This is a genomic window from Citrobacter sp. Ce129 (assembly GCF_030334545.1).
Classification (GTDB): Bacteria; Pseudomonadota; Gammaproteobacteria; order Enterobacterales; family Enterobacteriaceae; genus Citrobacter; species Citrobacter europaeus.
Genome location: NZ_JAOWDS010000065.1, coordinates 538,558 through 556,764, shown reverse-complemented (window position 1 = coordinate 556,764; position 18,207 = coordinate 538,558). Strand labels below are relative to the sequence as shown.

Genomic DNA, 18,207 nt, shown 5'->3' with positions numbered 1-18,207 from the left:
TAAGTAAAAGGATCTCTGGCTCTCATTGAAAGTTAAGCTTTCATCACCGAGCTATGGAAATCTGTATTGCAGATGCTATAAAAATAACATCCACGTTATTTCTTGGTGTACAGGACTAAAATGTTAAATGATATTAGCGTCAGAACCTTTATTATTTTATTTCTGATCATTACGGCGGTTGCACTCAATCTTGTTGAAATAATTTTCTCCGCCACCCCAGAAATCATTATTGGCACTAATGCGGTAAGTATTATTTCTATATTGTGTTTATGGTGGTACATGACGAAATATCTGGTCATGCCGATTAATACGGTTAAAAGAAGCATTGAAGAAGTGACGTCCGGAAATCTGGCAATCAGTATTCCAGAGTTTGGCAATAACTGTGCGGGTAGACTAATTCCTGGTATCAATAGTTTATCAAGTAATATCTCAACACTCGTTAATGAGATCAGAACATCCTCGCAAACGGCGATGGCGCTCTCTGAACAGCTTGCAGAACGCAGCGCTGAGCTCTCAGTGAAAACAGAACAGCAATCCGGAGCATTGATGCAGACAGCTGCCAACATGGATGAAATAGCGGTTAATACGCGAAATAATGCTGATAACACGCAAATAGCCAGCGCCCAGGCAACAATTGCCACGCAATGCGCCCGTCAGGGTGGCGAATTAATGGTGCAGGTAGCGACAAATATGCGATCAATCACCGAATGCGCACAACAGATGACAGAAATTATTACGCTAATAGATGGTATTGCATTCCAGACAAATATTCTGGCCCTGAATGCTGCTGTAGAAGCGGCGAGGGCTGGTGAACATGGTAAAGGTTTTTCCGTGGTTGCCGGTGAGGTAAGAATGCTTGCGCACCGCAGCGCAGATGCAGCGAAGAATATTAAGCAACTGATTGCCCAAACCCATCAAAATGTTCAGCAAGGCGCAGCTGTTGTGCGTGAAGCTGAAAAAAATATGCATGATATTGTCGGAGGGGCCGGGCAATTAAACCAACTGATGAGCGAGATATTAACCACCACGCAGGAGCAGGAGAAAGGGATTATCAGAATCACCCATGCTCTGGCCGAACTGGAAAACGTAACCCAAAGTAATGCCATCATGGTTGATGAGCTTTCTGATTCCTCAGGTATCCTGAAAAATCAGGTGATTGACCTTCAATCGCGAACGCATAAATTCCGCTTAAGTCATGCTCTTGAGTCAGAAAGACGCCAGCAGGCTTAACTGGGGAATCTCGTAAACAGCGCCGCATTCGTCGGCGCTTTGCTTGTTATCAGATATTTTTATGAATCATTTCAGCACAATGGGACAATGAGATATTGCTTAACATATTCTGACGGCTAGACTAACGAAAAAAGCTGAATGTTTGTGGAGGCGCTGTGGAAGCCATTAAGGGAACGGATGTTAATGTGCCGGATGCCGTGTTTGCCTGGCTGTTGGATGGTCGGGGTGGGGTGAAACCACTGGAAGATAATGATGTTATCGACAGTCAGCATCCCTGTTGGCTACATCTTAATTATACTCATCCTGAAAGCGCGCAATGGCTGGCGACAACACCTTTACTTCCCAATAATGTGCGTGATGCGCTGGCAGGCGAAAGCACACGCCCACGCGTCAGCAGAGTTGGGGAAGGTACGTTGATTACACTGCGCTGTATCAATGGTAGCACCGATGAGCGACCTGACCAACTGGTGGCGATGCGTTTATATATGGATGAACGTCTGATTGTCTCAACACGCCAGCGTAAAGTGCTGGCGCTGGATGATGTTGTCAGCGATCTCCAGGAAGGTACGGGACCGGCTGACTGTGGTGGTTGGCTGGTGGATGTTTGTGATGCGCTAACCGATCATGCCAGCGAATTTATCGAACAGCTGCACGACAAAATTATCGATCTGGAAGATAACCTGCTGGATCAGCAGATCCCCCCGCGTGGTTTCCTGGCATTACTGCGTAAACAGCTCATTGTGATGCGCCGTTATATGGCGCCGCAGCGCGATGTCTATGCTCGTCTGGCGAGCGAACGGTTGTCCTGGATGACTGACGACCATCGGCGGCGAATGCAGGATATCGCTGACAGGCTGGGGAGAGGGTTGGATGAAATAGACGCCTGTATTGCCCGGACCGGTATTATGGCGGATGAAATTGCACAGGTGATGCAGGAGTCTCTGGCTCGCCGAACGTATACGATGTCATTGATGGCAATGGTTTTTCTTCCCAGTACATTTTTAACCGGGCTGTTTGGCGTTAACCTCGGCGGTATCCCCGGCGGTGGCTGGCCGTTTGGTTTCTCACTTTTTTGTATTCTGTTAGTGGTCCTGATTGGTGGTGTTACTTTATGGTTGCATCGTAGTAAATGGTTGTAACAACTACGTTTTTTAGTGACTTTCTGGCATGAAAACGTCCTGGTTTTTGAGCGAGGTCAATAAACCATCTACCTATTCGGGGCAGTATCTCTCTCGCAGGTGAATGCAACGTCAAGCGATGGGCGTTGCGCTCCATATTGTCTTACTTCCTTTTTTGAATTACTGCATAGCACAATTGATTCGTACGACGCCGACTTAGATTAGTCGGCTTTTTTTTGCCTGCATGAAATCAGCGTCTACCCTAAAAGAGTCAACCTGAATGACTGGAGGGGTATATGACCTGTCTGATTGCAACGTCGCACACTGATTCGCTACCGACTGACCCGGTTCCCATTCCCGATCCCATTCCTCGTCCGCAGCCCATGCCGGATCCGCCGCCGGATGAAGAGCCGATTAAATTGTCGCATCGCGGGCGCAGATCTGCGAGGATACGCGCCTGCTGAATGTGAGTTTTTACCGCGAGATTAAATTGTGACCGCTTTTTCAACCCTGAATGTTTTACCTGCTGCCCAACTCGAGAATCTTAACGAGCTGGGATATCTTGAAATGACGCCTGTTCAGGCTGCTGCGTTACCGGCAATCCTGGCGGGGAAAGATGTTCGCGTGCAGGCTAAAACCGGCAGTGGCAAAACGGCGGCTTTTGGTCTTGGATTGCTACAGCACATCGATGCCGCGCTATTTCAAACGCAGTCGCTGGTACTGTGCCCAACGCGCGAGCTTGCCGACCAGGTTGCGGGTGAGCTGCGTCGCTTAGCGCGTTTTCTGCCAAACACCAAGATCTTAACGTTGTGCGGTGGGCAACCCTTTGGCGCACAGCGCGACTCCCTGCAGCACGCGCCACATATCATCGTCGCTACGCCGGGGCGTTTACTCGACCACCTGCAAAAAGGCACGGTTTCTTTAGACGCCCTGAATACGCTGGTTATGGATGAAGCCGACCGCATGCTGGATATGGGCTTTAGCGATGCGATTGATGATGTTATTCGCTTTGCGCCAGCATCTCGTCAGACCCTACTGTTTTCGGCAACATGGCCGGAAGCTATTGCCGCCATTAGCGGCCGGGTGCAGAGAAATCCATTAACGATCGAAATTGATACGGTTGATGCGCTGCCGGCGATTGAACAGCAGTTTTTCGAAACCTCCAGCCACGGAAAAATTCCACTACTGCAAAAATTACTCAGTCAGCATCAGCCTGCCTCTTGCGTGGTTTTTTGTAATACCAAAAAAGATTGTCAGGCCGTGTGTGACGCACTGAATGCGGCGGGGCAAAGCGCACTTTCACTGCATGGCGATCTTGAGCAGCGCGATCGCGATCAGACGCTGGTACGTTTTGCCAACGGCAGTGCGCGCGTACTGGTTGCCACCGATGTGGCCGCGCGTGGTCTGGATATTAAATCACTTGAGCTGGTGGTGAACTTCGAACTGGCATGGGATCCGGAAGTCCACGTCCATCGTATCGGACGTACTGCGCGTGCCGGCAACAGCGGTCTGGCGATTAGCTTCTGTGCTCCGGAAGAAGCGCAGCGGGCCAACATTCTTTCTGAAATGCTGCAACTGAAGCTGAACTGGCTGCCTGCGCCGGCTAACGGCTCAATCCTGCCGCTGGAAGCCGAGATGGCGACGTTATGCATTGATGGCGGTAAAAAGGCCAAAATGCGTCCCGGCGATGTTCTCGGCGCGCTGACCGGCGATATTGGTCTGGATGGCGCCGACATCGGCAAAATTGCCGTTCATCCGGCGCACGTCTATGTCGCCGTTCGCCAGACTGTAGCGCATAAGGCGTGGAAGCAATTGCAAAACGGTAAGATTAAAGGCAAGACTTGCCGGGTTCGGTTATTGAAATAACTGCCCGTTGGGGCGCCTGATGGCGCTCCGCTTATCAGGCCTACAGGCGTTTGTACGCATTGTAGGCCTGACAGACGCTTACTTCACTTCCACCACGTTCAGACGCAGCTCATCCAGTTGAGCATCTTCTTCTTCTGGCTGCCAGCCCGCAGGCTGCAGCGGGATCTCTTCACGATCGAACGCTAAGTCACCACCGTCAACAACCTCTGAACCGTGCTTAATACCTTTAAAGTCGAACAGATTGATATCGCTCAGATGTGAAGGCACAACGTTCTGCATCGCGCTGAACATGGTTTCAATCCGGCCAGGATAGCGTTTATCCCAGTCGCGCAGCATATCGGCGATGACCTGACGCTGCAGGTTAGGCTGTGAGCCGCACAGGTTACACGGAATAATCGGGAAACCCTTTGCTTCAGAGAAACGCTCGATATCTTTCTCACGGCAGTAAGCCAGCGGACGGATGACGATATGTTTGCCGTCATCGCTCATCAACTTCGGTGGCATACCTTTCATTTTCCCGCCGTAGAACATGTTTAAGAACAGCGTTTGCAGGATGTCGTCGCGATGGTGGCCGAGCGCAATTTTGGTGGCGCCTAATTCAGTTGCCGTGCGATACAGAATGCCGCGACGCAGGCGAGAGCAGAGTGAGCAGGTCGTTTTACCTTCAGGGATTTTATCCTTGACGATCCCGTAGGTGTTTTCTTCGACAATCTTATATTCAACGCCCAGATTTTCCAGATACTCCGGCAGAATGTGCTCCGGGAAGCCGGGTTGTTTCTGATCGAGGTTAACCGCAACTAAGGAAAAACTGATCGGGGCGCTTTGCTGCAAATTACGCAGTATCTCCAGCATCGTGTAGCTGTCTTTCCCGCCGGAAAGACACACCATAATGCGATCGCCGTCTTCGATCATATTGAAGTCGGCAATGGCTTCGCCGACGTTACGACGCAGACGTTTTTGTAATTTGTTCAGGTTGTATTGTTCTTTCTTTGTAGCTTGTTGATTATCTTGCATTCTTACCGTTCTCAAAAACCAAAGGGGCATAATAAGGGACAAACTTCCATCACAGGGCTGGTTTGTTATTCAACATTGCAACCCGATCGCCATTCATTTCTTTAATCCATGTACTGTAGACTTCGGACACTATTTGCGCGTTTTCATGCCCCATCTGATTAGCTATAAATGATGGGTTTGCTCTAGCCGATAACAGCCAGCAGGCAAAAGCATGTCGCGTATGGTACGGATTACGGCGACGAATACCAGCACGTTTTACAGCTGCGTTCCATCTGGCACTGATGCTACTCATAGAGTAGTAAGGTTTTTGCTCTCCGTGACCAGACCAGAATGAACAGGGAACCGCATAATTGAATAAAGGTGCGTGGCCCCGGGCGGGAAGTAATTAATCAACCGAAGGCGGATATTGAAGCGCTGAAGATATTCGTGGAACCGCTCACTGCCAGATAATTCATTTCTGAACCATCAACGTGTAGTGTCTGGAAGCAAAACCACAGGGTGTGGTGAACTGCCGCAACCATACCGTATGCAAGAGCATGGCTGCGGCCAACTGGCAAACATCCGATAGTGCGAGTATTGAATGATTGCCAGTCACAGCGGATTGTACTTAAGCAATATGACGGTTCAAGGCGTTTAATCTGAAACCAGCCACATATCAGCCTCTTCAAACATTTCCTGCACCGTTCGGCTTATCTGTTCTTTCTCATGCTTGCTGGCGTCAGTATTGATCGCCGGCAGTGTCATCATCGGTTTAACCCGAACATCAGTATCGGGGAAGATCCGGTGAACCCTCTTAGTTAACTCGCCCAGAATGATATCTTTTGCACCGGGCAGTCCATCAAAATTCCTTTTGTCATAAACGAGTTCCACGAACATTGCTTATCGCTCTTTTTGCTGGATGTATATACAGTATTTATACTCTGTTTTTATCCGGGTTTCAAGAGAGGGCGTAATGATGTCACGACATAGCGATACTGAAATGGCCTTGTATGCTTCGATCAGGAATCGTGGGGAAAATGAGGGCGAAACAAAAAGCCCGCAGCGATGTGCGGGCCAGACAGATTAGCGAACTACCAGTACCGAACACTCCGCATGACGCACTACGGCTGCGGCGTTAGAACCCAGCAGGTAGGTGGTGATGTCGGGTCGGTGTGAGGCAATAATGACCATATCAGCCGGTAATTTTTTAGCGATCTCCAGAATCTTGTCTTTCGGTGCACCTTCTGCAACATGAACGTGCATTCTGTCCGTTGGGATATTGAACTTCTTGATAATCTCTTCCAGTTGAGATTTCGCTTCGGCTTTCAGATCCTCCATGGCCGGTAACTCTGCCGAGTAGGCCAGTCCCAGAGAAGCATAATAGGGCAGTGACGGAATGACGGTCAAAAAATGGACCTGTGCATCGTCAATTTTTGCCTCTGCTTCAACATGGGCGATAACGCGTTGAGTTAATTCTGAGTCTGAAATATCGATGGGTACAAGAATCGTTCTGTTCATAAAACCTCCTGTTTAAGCATCCTCCTAAAGCTTACCGCGTAATGGCACTTTATGTACAATGACAACGATCACATTTTGGCATCACTTTATTTTAATTTCAGGAAACTTTCCTTTTATTACTCCATCGTAAAATCGACCTTTAGAAACGACGCTGAGGAAATCACGAAAAATACGGGCAGGCACATGCTGATATTGCAGGGTCGCCAATTGGTGAAAGCGAATTTCTAGCGTACGGGAGGATTCGTCATAGCCGACGGATGCAATACGGGATGATTTTACAGGATGATGATTCATTGCAGGTATCCTCTACTACAGGTCTTAATGCAAGATATCATCTATCAGAGAAGTGTTTTAGCGCAACAGATATAATGTTTTGATCTGAATAAAACAGAATTGTTAGAACATAAAGAGAGCCCGCTGTTGCCAGCGGGCTGAGGGATTAGAACTGGTAAACCAGACCTACTGCGACTACGTCATCAGTAGAGATGCCAGTATCTTTGTAGAACTGATCATCTTCGTCCAACAGGTTGATTTTGTAATCAACATAGGTGGACATGTTTTTGTTGAAGTAGTAGGTAGCGCCGATATCAGCATATTTAACCAGATCTTTATCCTGACCAGCGTTGCCGTTGTATGTCAGGTCCTTACCTTTAGACATCAGGAAGGACACTGCCGGGCGCAGACCAAAGTCGAACTGGTACTGTGCAGTCACTTCAAAGTTCTGGGTTTTGTTTGCAACACCGCCCTGATCAGTATTCGCCATTGAACCATACGGAGTCATGTTACGGGTTTCGGAATACATGGTTGCCAGGTAGATGTTGTTGGCGTCGTATTTCAGACCAGTAGTCCATGCGTCAGCTTTATCGCCGCCAGCAACTGTACCGCCAGCAGTAGTCTGCTCGTTAGTACGGTCAGAAGTGGTGTACGCCGCACCGAAGCTTACGCCCATACCCAGATCGTAGGTAGAGGAGATACCGAAACCGTCACCGTTAGAGTTCTGGACGTTGCGGTCACTACCGTTACCGGTGCCTTCTTGTTCATCACCTGCTTGTTCGTTCGCGCCCTGATATTGCAGTGCAAAGTTCAGACCGTTCACCATACCGAAGAAGTCAGTGTTACGGTAGGTTGCTACGCCGTTCGCACGGCCGGTCATGAAGTTATCTGCTTTGGTGTAAGAGTCGCCACCGAATTCTGGCAGCATATCGGTCCAGCCTTCAACGTCGTACAGTACGCCATAGTTACGACCATAGTCGAATGAGCCGTAGTCGCCGAATTTCAGACCGGCAAATGCCAGACGAGTAAAGTTGTTGTTACGGTTGCCTTCAGTGGTGTTGGCATTAACCTGATATTCCCACTGGCCATAACCGGTGAGCATATCGTTAATCTGAGTTTCGCCTTTGAAACCGCCACGAACATAAGTCTGATCGCCATCGCTGTTAGCGTCATCAGAGAAATAACGCAGGCCGTCTACTTTGCCATAGAGATCTAATTTGTTGCCGTCTTTATTATAAACTTCAGCCGCGTGAGCAGCGCCTGCAGCCAGCAGGGCAGGAATTACGAGAGCCAGTACTTTTCTGTTCATTGAAATAATCCTTTAGTTTTTTTATTAACCTGTGACTACCCATGTAGGGAGTAAAAGCATGCTAAAGGAGAAGTTCCGTAAAGAGATAAATATGAATTGTTACGCCTTAAGTAAAACCTTAAATAAATAATTCTACGGAAATGGTGATAATTGCGATGAATGTGTTGCGTGAAAATATATAAAATAAAAATTATACAAGTGAATTGTGTTGGGCTATTCTGCGCGTGTTATATGCCTTTATTGTCACGTTTTATTTTTCGTTGACCTATTGATAGCTATTATTAATTAGCCAGCGAATAAATTGACAAGCCCGAACGACTGTTCGGGCTTTTTTTTTTGGTTCCAGGTTAATACTGAGATAAACGTATTACTCAGTACCGCTCTTTTCCGCTTTTCCTGCCAGTTGGGCCAGGAAGTCGTAACGCTTTTGCAGATCGGCGGCGGCGTCTTTCCACAGCTGTTCAGCCACTTCTGGCTGTTGAGCATTCAGACGACGGAAGCGCTGCTCGTTAAGCAAAGTCTCGGCCAGGGCGTCTGACGGTGGGCGAGAGTCCAACGCCAGCGGCAGTTTGCCTTCGTCTGCGCGACGTGGATCGAAGCGGTACAGCGGCCAGAATCCGGTCGCCGTGAGCTGACGCATCTGATCGTGGCTTAGTGCGAGATCGTAACCGTGCTCCTCGCATGGGCTATAGGCGATAATCAGTGACGGCCCGGGATAGGCTTCCGCTTCCTGAATAGCTTTCACCGTCTGGTTCAACTGAGCGCCCAGAGAAATCTGTGCAACATACACGTGACCGTACATCATCATGCTGACGCCAAGATCTTTGCGAGCCTTGCGTTTGCCATGCTCACCAAATTTAGTGACGGCTCCGAGCGGTGTGGCTTTCGACGCTTGCCCACCTGTGTTGGAGTAACACTGAGTATCCAGCACCAGAATATTGACGTTCTCGGTCAGGCTCAGGACGTGATCCAGGCCGCCAAAACCAATATCGTAAGCCCAGCCATCACCGCCAATTAACCAGATAGATTTCTCGATCAGCGCGTCGGCATCGGTTAACAACTGCTGTGCGCCTTCGACATCCTTCAGGTGCTGGCGCAGTGCTGCAACTTGCTCACGACGTACCTCTGGCGTGGCTTCAGCGTGCAGGGCGTCATTCAGTTCAGCCGGAATGCTATCGGCAAACTGTTCCAGCAAACGCATGACGCGCACACGATGCTGATCCACCGTCAGACGGAAGCCCAGACCAAACTCGGCGTTATCCTCAAACAGTGAGTTTGCCCATGCAGGTCCGCGACCATTGGCGTCGGTGGTATACGGCGTTGAGGGCAGGTTACCGCCATAAATTGATGAACATCCGGTCGCATTGGCGATCAGCATGCGGTCGCCGTACAACTGCGTGAGCAGTTTGATATACGGCGTTTCACCGCAGCCAGAGCAGGCGCCAGAATATTCAAACAGTGGAGTGATCAACTGCGAGGTACGAATATCAATACGCTCCAGCTTCGTGCGATCGATTTCCGGCAGATTGAGGAAGTAGTCATAGTTAACTTTTTCCTCTTCAACATGCTCAAGGCGCGACATCATATTGATGGCCTTGATCTCCGGGTTCTGGCGATCTTTCGCCGGGCACACTTCAACGCACAGGTTACAGCCGGTGCAATCCTCTGGCGCAACCTGCAGGACATATTTCTGACCGCGCATATCGCGTGATTTCACATCCAGAGAATGCAGGCTGGCAGGGGCGTTTTCCATCGCTTCTGGTGAAACCACTTTGGCGCGGATAGCCGAGTGCGGGCAGGCGGCAACGCAGTGGTTACACTGAGTACACAGCTCTTCTTTCCAGATGGGGATCTCTTCTGCAATATTGCGTTTTTCCCAACGCGTGGTGCCCATCGGCCAGGTGCCGTCTGGCGGCAGTGCTGAAACGGGGAGGGCATCGCCGAGACCGGCGAGCATCGCCGCGGTGACGGTTTTCACGAAATCAGGTGCGGCATCAGAAACCACCGGTGGGCGGTTGGCGCTATGCGGATCAACGGGCTGGAGCGCCACTTCGGCGACGGATTCACGCGCCAGGGCCAGCGCCTGCCAGTTACGTTCCACCAGATCCTGTCCTTTACTGCTGTAGCTTTTCGCAATCGCACCCTGCAATTCGATCAACGCGCTGTCGCCGGGTAAGATTTGCGTCAGATGGAAGAACGCCATCTGCATAACGGTGTTAATACGCGCAGCCAGGCCGCACTCGCGGGCAATTTTGGCGGCATTAATGACGTAGAAACGGGCTTTCTTTTGATTCAGTACAGCCTGAACTTCCTGCGGCAAACGCGACCAGACTTCATCCACGTTATACGGGGTATTAAGCAGGAAGATACCGCCTGGTTTCAGGCGCTCGGCCATTTGATACTTATCGATAAATTGCAACTGGTGACAGCCAACAAAATCGGCTTGCGACACCAGATATGCTGAGCGAATAGGTTGCTCACTGACGCGCAGGTGAGAAACCGTCAGGCCGCCTGCTTTTTTCGAATCATAGACGAAATAACCCTGCGCATACCACGGCGTAGAGTTACCGATAATCTTGATGTTGTTTTTGGTAGCCGACACGCTACCGTCGCTGCCCAGCCCGTAAAACAGCGCTTCGAGCTTAGCGCTACCGGGTAGCGTGTTTTCTGGCAGCGGTAGCGACAGGTTAGTGACATCATCATAGATCCCGACCGTAAAGCGAGGCTTCGGCCTGGCGTTACTCAGCTCATTAAAGACCGCCATGACGCAGTCCGGGCCAAACTCTTTGGAGGAAAGGCCATAACGCCCGCCAATCACGCGCGGTAGCGTTTCTCGCTCGCCGCAGTTAAAGGCTTCCGCCAGCGCGGTCATCACATCCAGATACAACGGTTCAGCCTGCGCGCCAGGCTCTTTGGTGCGATCCAGGACGGCAATACTCCGTACCGTTTCCGGCAGGGCGCGTAGTAAATGTTTGGCAGAGAATGGGCGGAAAAGACGCACTTTCAGAACGCCCACTTTCTCGCCGCGCGCCAGCAGCTCTTCAACGACTTCTTCACTGGTGCCAATTGCCGAGCCCATCAGAATAATGACGCGTTCTGCCTGCGGATGGCCGTAATATTCAAATGGCTGGTACTGGCGACCCGTCGCAGCGGCGAAGTCGTTCATTGCCTGCTCGACGTGATCGTAAACCGCGTTGTACCACGGGTTAGTTGCTTCGCGTGACTGGAAGTAGGTGTCAGGGTTCGCAGACGTACCGCGAATAACCGGATGCTCAGGATTAAGTGCGCGGGCACGGTGAGCATCGATTTCCGCCTGCGGCATCAGTCCGAGGATCGTGTCATCGGCCAGCGGCACTATTTTATTAATTTCATGCGAAGTACGGAAACCATCAAAGAAATGAATAAACGGGACCCGGCTTTTGAGGGTGGCCATTTGCGAAATTAGCGCAAAGTCCTGTGCTTCCTGGACGCTGCTGGCACACAGCATTGCGCATCCCGTCTGGCGCACCGCCATCACGTCAGAATGATCGCCAAAGATCGATAATGCGTGAGTGGCTATCGTACGCGCCGCAACGTGTAGTACAAACGGGGTCAATTGACCGGCCAGTTTGTACAGCGTCGGGATCATCAGCAGCAGGCCCTGCGATGAGGTGAACGACGTAGAGAGCGCACCGGTCTGCAATGCGCCATGAACGGTCGCTATCGCACCGCCTTCCGACTGCATTTCCACGACGCGAGGAGTATCCCCCCACACGTTTTTAAGCCCGTTCCCGGCCCAGGCATCTGCCTGTTCAGCCATAGTCGAACTTGGCGTAATTGGGTAGATGGCGATAACCTCGCTGGTACGAAATGCGACTGAAGCAACCGCACCATTACCGTCAATTGTGATCATACTGACACCCTTACATTGCGCAAAAAGAGGGACACGCGTAACAGCGGCGAGTCCTGTAATTATCTTTCTATTTTAGCAAAAGCCGTTCAGACAGATTTTCGCTTTTGTGTCCCTGGAATTAACAGAATGAATGGTTTGATCAAAGGAGCAGGCAAAAAATTGCCAGAAAATGTAAACAACGCGCATAAATGCGTATATTGCCTCTCGACGGCGGTGTTTCCGCTGCCTATTATTTATGGCTGTGTCGTTTGGTTAATATTCAGAGGGGAGTAAGATGCGCGCAGCGTTTTGGGTAGGGTGTGCCGCGTTATTATTATCGGCTTGTAGCAGTGAACCTGTTCAGCAGGCAACCGCCGCGCATGTCGCACCGGGGATGAGGGCTGCAATGTCCAGTTCTGGAGAAGCTAATTGCGCCATGATTGGTGGTTCGCTCTCCGTTGCCCGTCAACTGGATGGTTCAGCTATCGGAATGTGTGCGTTACCCAACGGCAAACGCTGTAGTGAGCAGTCGCTTGCCGCCGGAAGCTGTGGCAACTATTAAGCCAGCGCGTTTCTTACATTAAGTCCGCGAGTTTATACGTCAGCGTTTGTTCTGCTGTCGCCAGCGTTAACTGGTCAGCAGTCAGATCAACCTGTGCGCCTTGCTTAAACATTTCGCTGACGATCCCGTCGAGCGCGTTAAGCTGTGGATCGGCGCACATCATGCGGGTCATCGCCATATCTTTTACCTTCAACTCGCCGTCGGACAGTTTGCCCTGACCGTGGAATTGATTACACATCTTTCCCGACACCGTCATGTTTTCACCAAAACTCAATTCGGGCGGGTTATTGGCGACGGTGACGGCCTTACCATTCACGCTCTGTAAAACGAAGCGGTGATGCTGCAACTGATCGCGATTGACGGAAACTTTTCCATTGCTCACACAGCCAGCCATCAGCATGCTGAGCGCAATCAACGTGACAACTTTCTTCATTAAATTTCTCTACGTTTGTGACGGGATACATTCAATATAATAATGATACTGAATGTTTTATCATCGGTGATTGTCTGAAAATGCCCCCCTAAAGTCAGGGGAGCACTGGGATTAAAAGAGGGCGTTTGGACAGGTTTCGCCTTTGGAGATTTGCGCCAGATTTTGCAGCGTAGTCTCAGAAATACTGGTCAATGCTTCGGCGGTCAGGAAGGCCTGATGACCGGTAAACAGCACGTTATGACAGGCCGACAGACGACGGAACACATCATCCTGAATCACGTCATTGGATTTATCTTCAAAGAACAGATCGCGTTCGTTTTCATACACGTCCATACCCAGAGAACCAATTTTCTGGTTTTTCAGCGCATCGATAGCGGCTTGCGAATCGATCAATGCGCCGCGGCTGGTGTTAATCACCATCACGCCATTTTTCATTTGCTCAAAGGCTTCGTGATTGAGCAGATGATAATTCTCCGGCGTTAACGGACAGTGCAGGGAGATGACATCGGACTCTGCGAACAGAGTTTTAAGATCGACATATTCAACGCCTAACTCCAGCGCAGCAGCGCTCGGGTAAGGATCGAACGCCAGCAGACGCATACCAAAACCTTTCAGGATACGCAGCGCAGCAATCCCGATTTTACCGGTACCGATCACCCCGGCTGTTTTGCCATACATGGTAAAGCCGGTCAGGCCCTCAAGAGAGAAGTTGGCATCACGGGTACGCTGATAGGCGCGGTGAATACGGCGATTCAGCGTCATCATCATGCCAATCGCATGCTCAGCGACGGCTTCAGGTGAATAGGCCGGTACACGTACGACCTGCAGACCCAGCTCTTTTGCCGCGTCGAGATCGACGTTATTAAACCCGGCGCAACGCAGCGCGATATATTTCACGCCATGCTTTTTCAGCTCTTCCAGAACAGGGCGACTGCCATCGTCGTTGACGAAAATGCATACGGCTTCACAGCCATGGGCAGTCTTCGCTGTTTTTTCCGTCAACAGAAAGTCAAAGAATTCAAGTTCAAAACCAAAAGCCTCGTTAACCTGCTGCAGATACTTCTTGTCGTACTGTTTTGTACTATAGATGGCGAGTTTCATAAGACTTTCTCCAGTGATTTTGAGGTCACATTAATCCAATTCAAATTATTTTACAAAATCTAAAAAGTTATTGATAGTCATAGGCGTAATGAATAATTTCAGCGCATCTGTTGTTAGTGTGGGCAGGTTACTCAATTTCAACAACCGGATATTTTTCCATCCAACTCAACCCCCAGATATCGCCGCAGATAAAAAGCCAGCCGAATCACATCCGGAAGGCTACGCTTATACAGGTAGCAAATATCGGGAGGGGTCATGTTAACTCACTCTGAAGCAAAACGATGGGCCACCTTAATGCTCAAGGCGGCATTATGCGATGGTATGAAACCTGATGAGATTTCCCGGCAGGTACATCTGGTCTGCGATCATCACGGTAGGGAGTGCCTCGAAGAACTTATCGAGGAAATTCTGATCGAAGCAGGTCGTATAGGACCTAAACATAGCGATGGACAACTGAGGCCTCATTGAGTCTGAATCTTACTATTCCCGACGGCACGTGTAACAGCGTGCCATATAATATAATAATTTATCTCATTGAATTAAATAATGTTTTTCTGGTTCTCTTTCATTCATTAACTCTGCGTATACTTCATGGGAATTTATTCTTAATGTGGGCATATCCTGTTAAACATGCCACAATACTGGCCTAAACCGGCTTAAATTTTCGCTAAATCAGGATATTAACTACCCATGAAGGGTAAATATAAAGCCGTTCTGGCACTCCTCTTATTATTTATTCTCGTGCCGCTGACGCTGGTAATGACGCTTGGCCTGTGGGTTCCTACGCTGGTCGGCATCTGGTTACCGGTTGGCACGCGCATCGCGCTGGATGAGAGTCCACGGCTGACACGGCATGGGCTGCATATTCCGGAACTCCGCTATCTGGTCGATGATTGCCCGCTAGCGCGCATTACTCAGGCGGATCTTTCCCATCCCAGTCGTTGGTTGCTCAATGTCGGGGCTGTGGAGCTGGATTCAGCTTGCCTGGCCAGGTTGCCGCAGACAGAATCATCCCCGGTAGCGCCCAAAACGTTGGCAGAATGGCAATCTATGCTGCCCAATACCTGGATTAACATCGACAAAGTCATTCTCTCTCCCTGGCAGGAATGGCAGGGAAAACTGTCGCTCTCGCTAACTCCCTCTAGCCAGCAACTGCGCTACCAGGGTGAAAAGGTTAAATTCCAGGGGAGCCTGCATGGGCAAAATCTCACGGTAAATGAGCTGGATATCGCCGCATTTGAAGGGCAGCCGCCGATAAAACTGGTCGGTGAATTTACCATGCCGCTGGTTCCCGATGGATTACCGGTGAGCGGTCATGCGGTTGCTACTCTGAGCTTGCCGCAGGAGCCAACGCTTGTGGATGCCGAACTTGAATGGCAAGAAAACAGCGGACAACTGATCGTCATGGCGCGAAATAATGCCGATCCGCTGCTTGATCTTCCGTGGGAAATAACCCGTCAGCAATTAACCATTAGCGACGGTCGCTGGAACTGGCTTTATCAGGGATTTCCGCTAAGCGGACGGCTGGGCATGAAAGTTGAAAACTGGCGGGCCGGGCTGGAAAATGCCGTGGTGAGCGGACGTCTGAACATACTTACTCAAGGCGATGCGGGTAAAGGAAACGCCGTATTAACGCTGGGGCCGGGCAAGTTGGGTGTGGATAGTAGCGATATGCCGTTGCAGTTGATCGGCGAGGCGAAACAGGGCGATCTCATCTTCTACGCCAGGTTACCCGCCAGACTGACTGGCAGCCTGAACGACCCGCAACTTGTTTTTGAGCCAGGGGCGCTGCTGCGTTCACGCGGACGGGTGATCGACTCGCTGGATATTGACGAAATTCGCTGGCCTTTGGCGGGCGTAAAGGTAACGCAACGCGGCGTGGATGGCCGTCTGCAGGCTATATTGCGCGCGCATGAAAACCAGATGGGCGGTTTTGAATTGCATCTGGATGGTCTGGCAAATGATTTTCTCCCCGACGCGGGTCGCTGGCAGTGGCGATATTGGGGCAAAGGCAGCTTTACGCCGATGCATGCGCGTTGGGACGTGGCGGGTAAGGGGGAATGGCATGACAATACCCTGAAGCTTTTTGATCTCTCCACCGGGTTTGATCATCTGCAATACGGCACCATGCAGGTGGATAACCCGCGCCTGGTGATGGACGAACCCATTGTCTGGGGGCGGGATGCCAACAAACCGACGTTTAGCGGTGCGCTGTCGCTGGACGCAGGGAACACCACTTTCACCGGGGGAAGTGTGTTACCACCGTCAACCCTGAAGTTCAGTGTGGAAGGCACCGACCCGACGATTTTCCAGTATAAAGGCCAGCTTCACGCGGGGGCGATTGGCCCTGTACAGCTAAATGGTCGTTGGGACGGGATCCGACTGCGCGGACAGGCCTGGTGGCCAAAACAATCGCTCACCGTCTTTCAACCGCTCATCCCACCTGACTGGAAAATGAAGCTACGTGAAGGGGAACTGTATGCGCAGGTAGCGTTTTCAGCTGCCCCGGAACAGGGCTTTGAAGCCGGTGGTCATGGGGTATTAAAAGGCGGTAGCGCCTGGATGCCCGATAACCAAATTAATGGTGTCGATTTTGTGCTGCCTTTCCGGTTTAGCGAAGGCGCATGGCAGTTGGGTACGCGTGGGCCTATTTCACTGCGTATTGCGGAAGTGGTTAATCAGGTGACGGTGAAAAATATCGCCGCCGATCTGCAGGGGGCGTATCCCTGGAGCGAAGCTAATCCGTTACTGTTAAGCGATGTCAGCGCCGAACTGTTGGGGGGCAAAGTCATCATGCAGCAACTGCGGATGCCGCAACACGATCCTGCATTATTGCGGGTGCAGAATATCTCCTCGAGTGAGCTTATCAGCGCGGTTAACCCCAAGCAATTCGCCATGTCTGGCCCGGTCAGCGGCGCGTTGCCGTTATGGCTGGATAACGAGAAGTGGATCATTAAAGACGGATGGTTAACCAACCCGGGGCCGATGACGCTGCGTATTGATAAGGATACCGCAGATGCCGTCGTCAAAGATAATATGGCGGCGGGTGCGGCCATTAACTGGCTGCGCTATATGGAAATAAGCCATTCCTGGACGAAAATAAATCTGGATAACCTCGGCGTTTTAACCATGCAGGCAAACGTGACTGGTAATAGCCGGGTGGATGGCAAAGTGGGGACGGTAAATTTGAATTACACCCACGAGGAAAACGTCTTTACGCTCTGGCGTAGTTTGCGTTTTGGCGACAATTTACAGGCATGGCTTGAACAAAATGCAGCGCTGCCGGAACCCCATTGCCTGGAAGGCAAGGAATGTGAGGAACAACAATGAAAACGATAGCTGCCATGCTGGGTCTGCTGGCTTCATCTCTGCTGGTCGGGTGTACCCCAAGAATCGAAGTGGCTGCGCCAAAAGAGCCGATCACGATTAATATGAACGTCAAAATTGAGCATGAGATCCATATCAAAGTCGATAAAGACGTTGAGAGCTTATTAAAATCGCGCAGCGATCTGTTCTGAGGTCACAATGAAAAAACAGTTTGTAGCGATCCTGGTGGCGTTGAGTTTTTTGAGCGGCAACGTGTGGGCATTGACCCTGAGTGAAGCCAGAACCGAGGGCCGGGTGGGCGAAACGCTTAATGGTTATCTGGTGGCATTGCAAACCGACGCAGAAACGCAGGCGCTGGTGAATGAGATTAACAAAGCGCGCAGCGCCAGCTATCAGCAACTGGCCAGGAGCAACAACATTCCGCCTGATGAAGTGGCGAAAATGGCCGGGCAAAAGCTGGTTGCTCGCGCGAAACCAGGAGAGTATGTGCAGGGTATTAATGGCAAGTGGCTGAGAAAATAATCAACGGAGTTGTAGATAGAATCTGATTTCTGTTTAATCCAAAGAAAAGTAATAGGCGGGTACTGTTAATTAATCCACTATAGT

General features: G+C 50.5%; 16 protein-coding genes and 1 pseudogene. 8 read left to right on the top strand and 9 right to left on the bottom strand.

Going from position 1 to position 18,207, the window contains the following annotated elements; genetic code table 11:
* The first annotated feature begins 120 nt into the window (after positions 1 to 120).
* From OGV77_RS16520 to dbpA, 4 genes are all read left to right on the top strand, one after another.
* Positions 121 to 1,230, top strand: a complete 1,110-nt coding sequence (locus tag OGV77_RS16520; protein WP_087050509.1) for a methyl-accepting chemotaxis protein — start codon at positions 121 to 123, stop codon at positions 1,228 to 1,230.
* A 155-nt stretch (positions 1,231 to 1,385) separates the two neighbouring features.
* Entirely contained in the window at positions 1,386 to 2,369 is a 984-nt protein-coding gene (zntB, locus tag OGV77_RS16515) for a zinc transporter ZntB (RefSeq protein WP_043016203.1), read from the top strand.
* A gap of 275 nt (positions 2,370 to 2,644) precedes the next feature.
* Positions 2,645 to 2,812, top strand: coding sequence for a proline-rich small protein YnaL (ynaL, locus tag OGV77_RS16510; RefSeq protein ID WP_087050510.1), 168 nt, complete (start codon positions 2,645 to 2,647; stop codon positions 2,810 to 2,812).
* A gap of 28 nt (positions 2,813 to 2,840) precedes the next feature.
* Positions 2,841 to 4,214 (top strand): ATP-dependent RNA helicase DbpA, encoded by a 1,374-nt coding sequence (gene dbpA / locus OGV77_RS16505; RefSeq protein ID WP_043016204.1) that lies wholly within the window; start codon positions 2,841 to 2,843, stop codon positions 4,212 to 4,214.
* Between the two features lie 78 nt (positions 4,215 to 4,292).
* On the opposite strand, the gene ttcA is transcribed toward dbpA, so the two are convergent.
* The 7 genes and pseudogenes from ttcA to nifJ form a co-directional block, all read right to left on the bottom strand.
* Positions 4,293 to 5,228, bottom strand: a complete 936-nt coding sequence (gene ttcA / locus OGV77_RS16500) for a tRNA 2-thiocytidine(32) synthetase TtcA (RefSeq protein ID WP_075146227.1) — start codon at positions 5,226 to 5,228, stop codon at positions 4,293 to 4,295.
* Positions 5,229 to 5,277: 49 nt separating this feature from the next.
* Positions 5,278 to 5,547, bottom strand: a pseudogene (locus OGV77_RS16495) (tyrosine-type recombinase/integrase); the annotation flags it as partial.
* A gap of 314 nt (positions 5,548 to 5,861) precedes the next feature.
* Complete coding sequence (locus OGV77_RS16490; protein ID WP_087050513.1) at positions 5,862 to 6,104, bottom strand: DinI family protein; 243 nt, start codon at positions 6,102 to 6,104, stop codon at positions 5,862 to 5,864.
* Between the two features lie 186 nt (positions 6,105 to 6,290).
* Complete coding sequence (gene uspF, locus OGV77_RS16485; protein WP_043016207.1) at positions 6,291 to 6,725, bottom strand: universal stress protein UspF; 435 nt, start codon at positions 6,723 to 6,725, stop codon at positions 6,291 to 6,293.
* 81 nt (positions 6,726 to 6,806) lie between these two features.
* A complete protein-coding gene (locus OGV77_RS16480; RefSeq protein ID WP_043016208.1) occupies positions 6,807 to 7,019 on the bottom strand; it encodes a KTSC domain-containing protein in 213 nt (70 codons plus the stop codon).
* A gap of 145 nt (positions 7,020 to 7,164) precedes the next feature.
* Positions 7,165 to 8,307 carry a porin OmpC gene (gene ompC / locus OGV77_RS16475; protein WP_087050514.1) on the bottom strand — a complete coding sequence of 381 codons (1,143 nt, stop codon included), beginning with the start codon at positions 8,305 to 8,307 and terminating at the stop codon, positions 7,165 to 7,167.
* 367 nt (positions 8,308 to 8,674) lie between these two features.
* Complete coding sequence (gene nifJ, locus OGV77_RS16470; RefSeq protein WP_087050515.1) at positions 8,675 to 12,199, bottom strand: pyruvate:ferredoxin (flavodoxin) oxidoreductase; 3,525 nt, start codon at positions 12,197 to 12,199, stop codon at positions 8,675 to 8,677.
* Between the two features lie 274 nt (positions 12,200 to 12,473).
* Between nifJ and OGV77_RS16465 the strand changes: the two genes are divergently transcribed.
* Positions 12,474 to 12,740 (top strand): putative hemolysin, encoded by a 267-nt coding sequence (locus tag OGV77_RS16465; protein WP_045442854.1) that lies wholly within the window; start codon positions 12,474 to 12,476, stop codon positions 12,738 to 12,740.
* A 13-nt stretch (positions 12,741 to 12,753) separates the two neighbouring features.
* Here OGV77_RS16465 and hslJ read toward each other — a convergent pair whose 3' ends face one another.
* Positions 12,754 to 13,173 carry a heat shock protein HslJ gene (gene hslJ, locus OGV77_RS16460; protein ID WP_047411022.1) on the bottom strand — a complete coding sequence of 140 codons (420 nt, stop codon included), beginning with the start codon at positions 13,171 to 13,173 and terminating at the stop codon, positions 12,754 to 12,756.
* Positions 13,174 to 13,284: 111 nt separating this feature from the next.
* A complete protein-coding gene (locus OGV77_RS16455; RefSeq protein WP_003833196.1) occupies positions 13,285 to 14,274 on the bottom strand; it encodes a 2-hydroxyacid dehydrogenase in 990 nt (329 codons plus the stop codon).
* Between the two features lie 690 nt (positions 14,275 to 14,964).
* Between OGV77_RS16455 and OGV77_RS16450 the strand changes: the two genes are divergently transcribed.
* The 3 genes from OGV77_RS16450 to OGV77_RS16440 are packed head-to-tail and all read left to right on the top strand — an operon-like array spanning position 14,965 to position 18,123.
* A complete protein-coding gene (locus OGV77_RS16450) occupies positions 14,965 to 17,604 on the top strand; it encodes a YdbH family protein (RefSeq protein WP_286502887.1) in 2,640 nt (879 codons plus the stop codon).
* Complete coding sequence (locus OGV77_RS16445; protein ID WP_003020350.1) at positions 17,601 to 17,792, top strand: YnbE family lipoprotein; 192 nt, start codon at positions 17,601 to 17,603, stop codon at positions 17,790 to 17,792. The genes OGV77_RS16450 and OGV77_RS16445 overlap by 4 nt, the downstream gene beginning before the upstream one ends.
* Positions 17,793 to 17,799: 7 nt before the next feature.
* Entirely contained in the window at positions 17,800 to 18,123 is a 324-nt protein-coding gene (locus tag OGV77_RS16440; RefSeq protein WP_047411030.1) for a YdbL family probable chaperone protein, read from the top strand.
* The last annotated feature ends 84 nt before the right edge of the window (positions 18,124 to 18,207 follow it).

What these genes read in the sequence shown, in the direction of transcription:
- OGV77_RS16440 (WP_047411030.1), top strand. Translation starts at nt 17,800, where the DNA reads ATGAAAAAACAGTTTGTAGCGATCCTGGTGGCGTTGAGTTTTTTGAGC.
- OGV77_RS16480 (WP_043016208.1), bottom strand. Translation starts at nt 7,019, where the DNA reads ATGAATCATCATCCTGTAAAATCATCCCGTATTGCATCCGTCGGCTAT.
- OGV77_RS16455 (WP_003833196.1), bottom strand. Translation starts at nt 14,274, where the DNA reads ATGAAACTCGCCATCTATAGTACAAAACAGTACGACAAGAAGTATCTG.
- OGV77_RS16465 (WP_045442854.1), top strand. Translation starts at nt 12,474, where the DNA reads ATGCGCGCAGCGTTTTGGGTAGGGTGTGCCGCGTTATTATTATCGGCT.
- OGV77_RS16490 (WP_087050513.1), bottom strand. Translation starts at nt 6,104, where the DNA reads ATGTTCGTGGAACTCGTTTATGACAAAAGGAATTTTGATGGACTGCCC.
- OGV77_RS16520 (WP_087050509.1), top strand. Translation starts at nt 121, where the DNA reads ATGTTAAATGATATTAGCGTCAGAACCTTTATTATTTTATTTCTGATC.
- OGV77_RS16450 (WP_286502887.1), top strand. Translation starts at nt 14,965, where the DNA reads ATGAAGGGTAAATATAAAGCCGTTCTGGCACTCCTCTTATTATTTATT.
- ompC (WP_087050514.1), bottom strand. Translation starts at nt 8,307, where the DNA reads ATGAACAGAAAAGTACTGGCTCTCGTAATTCCTGCCCTGCTGGCTGCA.
- ynaL (WP_087050510.1), top strand. Translation starts at nt 2,645, where the DNA reads ATGACCTGTCTGATTGCAACGTCGCACACTGATTCGCTACCGACTGAC.
- OGV77_RS16445 (WP_003020350.1), top strand. Translation starts at nt 17,601, where the DNA reads ATGAAAACGATAGCTGCCATGCTGGGTCTGCTGGCTTCATCTCTGCTG.
- uspF (WP_043016207.1), bottom strand. Translation starts at nt 6,725, where the DNA reads ATGAACAGAACGATTCTTGTACCCATCGATATTTCAGACTCAGAATTA.
- nifJ (WP_087050515.1), bottom strand. Translation starts at nt 12,199, where the DNA reads ATGATCACAATTGACGGTAATGGTGCGGTTGCTTCAGTCGCATTTCGT.
- hslJ (WP_047411022.1), bottom strand. Translation starts at nt 13,173, where the DNA reads ATGAAGAAAGTTGTCACGTTGATTGCGCTCAGCATGCTGATGGCTGGC.
- ttcA (WP_075146227.1), bottom strand. Translation starts at nt 5,228, where the DNA reads ATGCAAGATAATCAACAAGCTACAAAGAAAGAACAATACAACCTGAAC.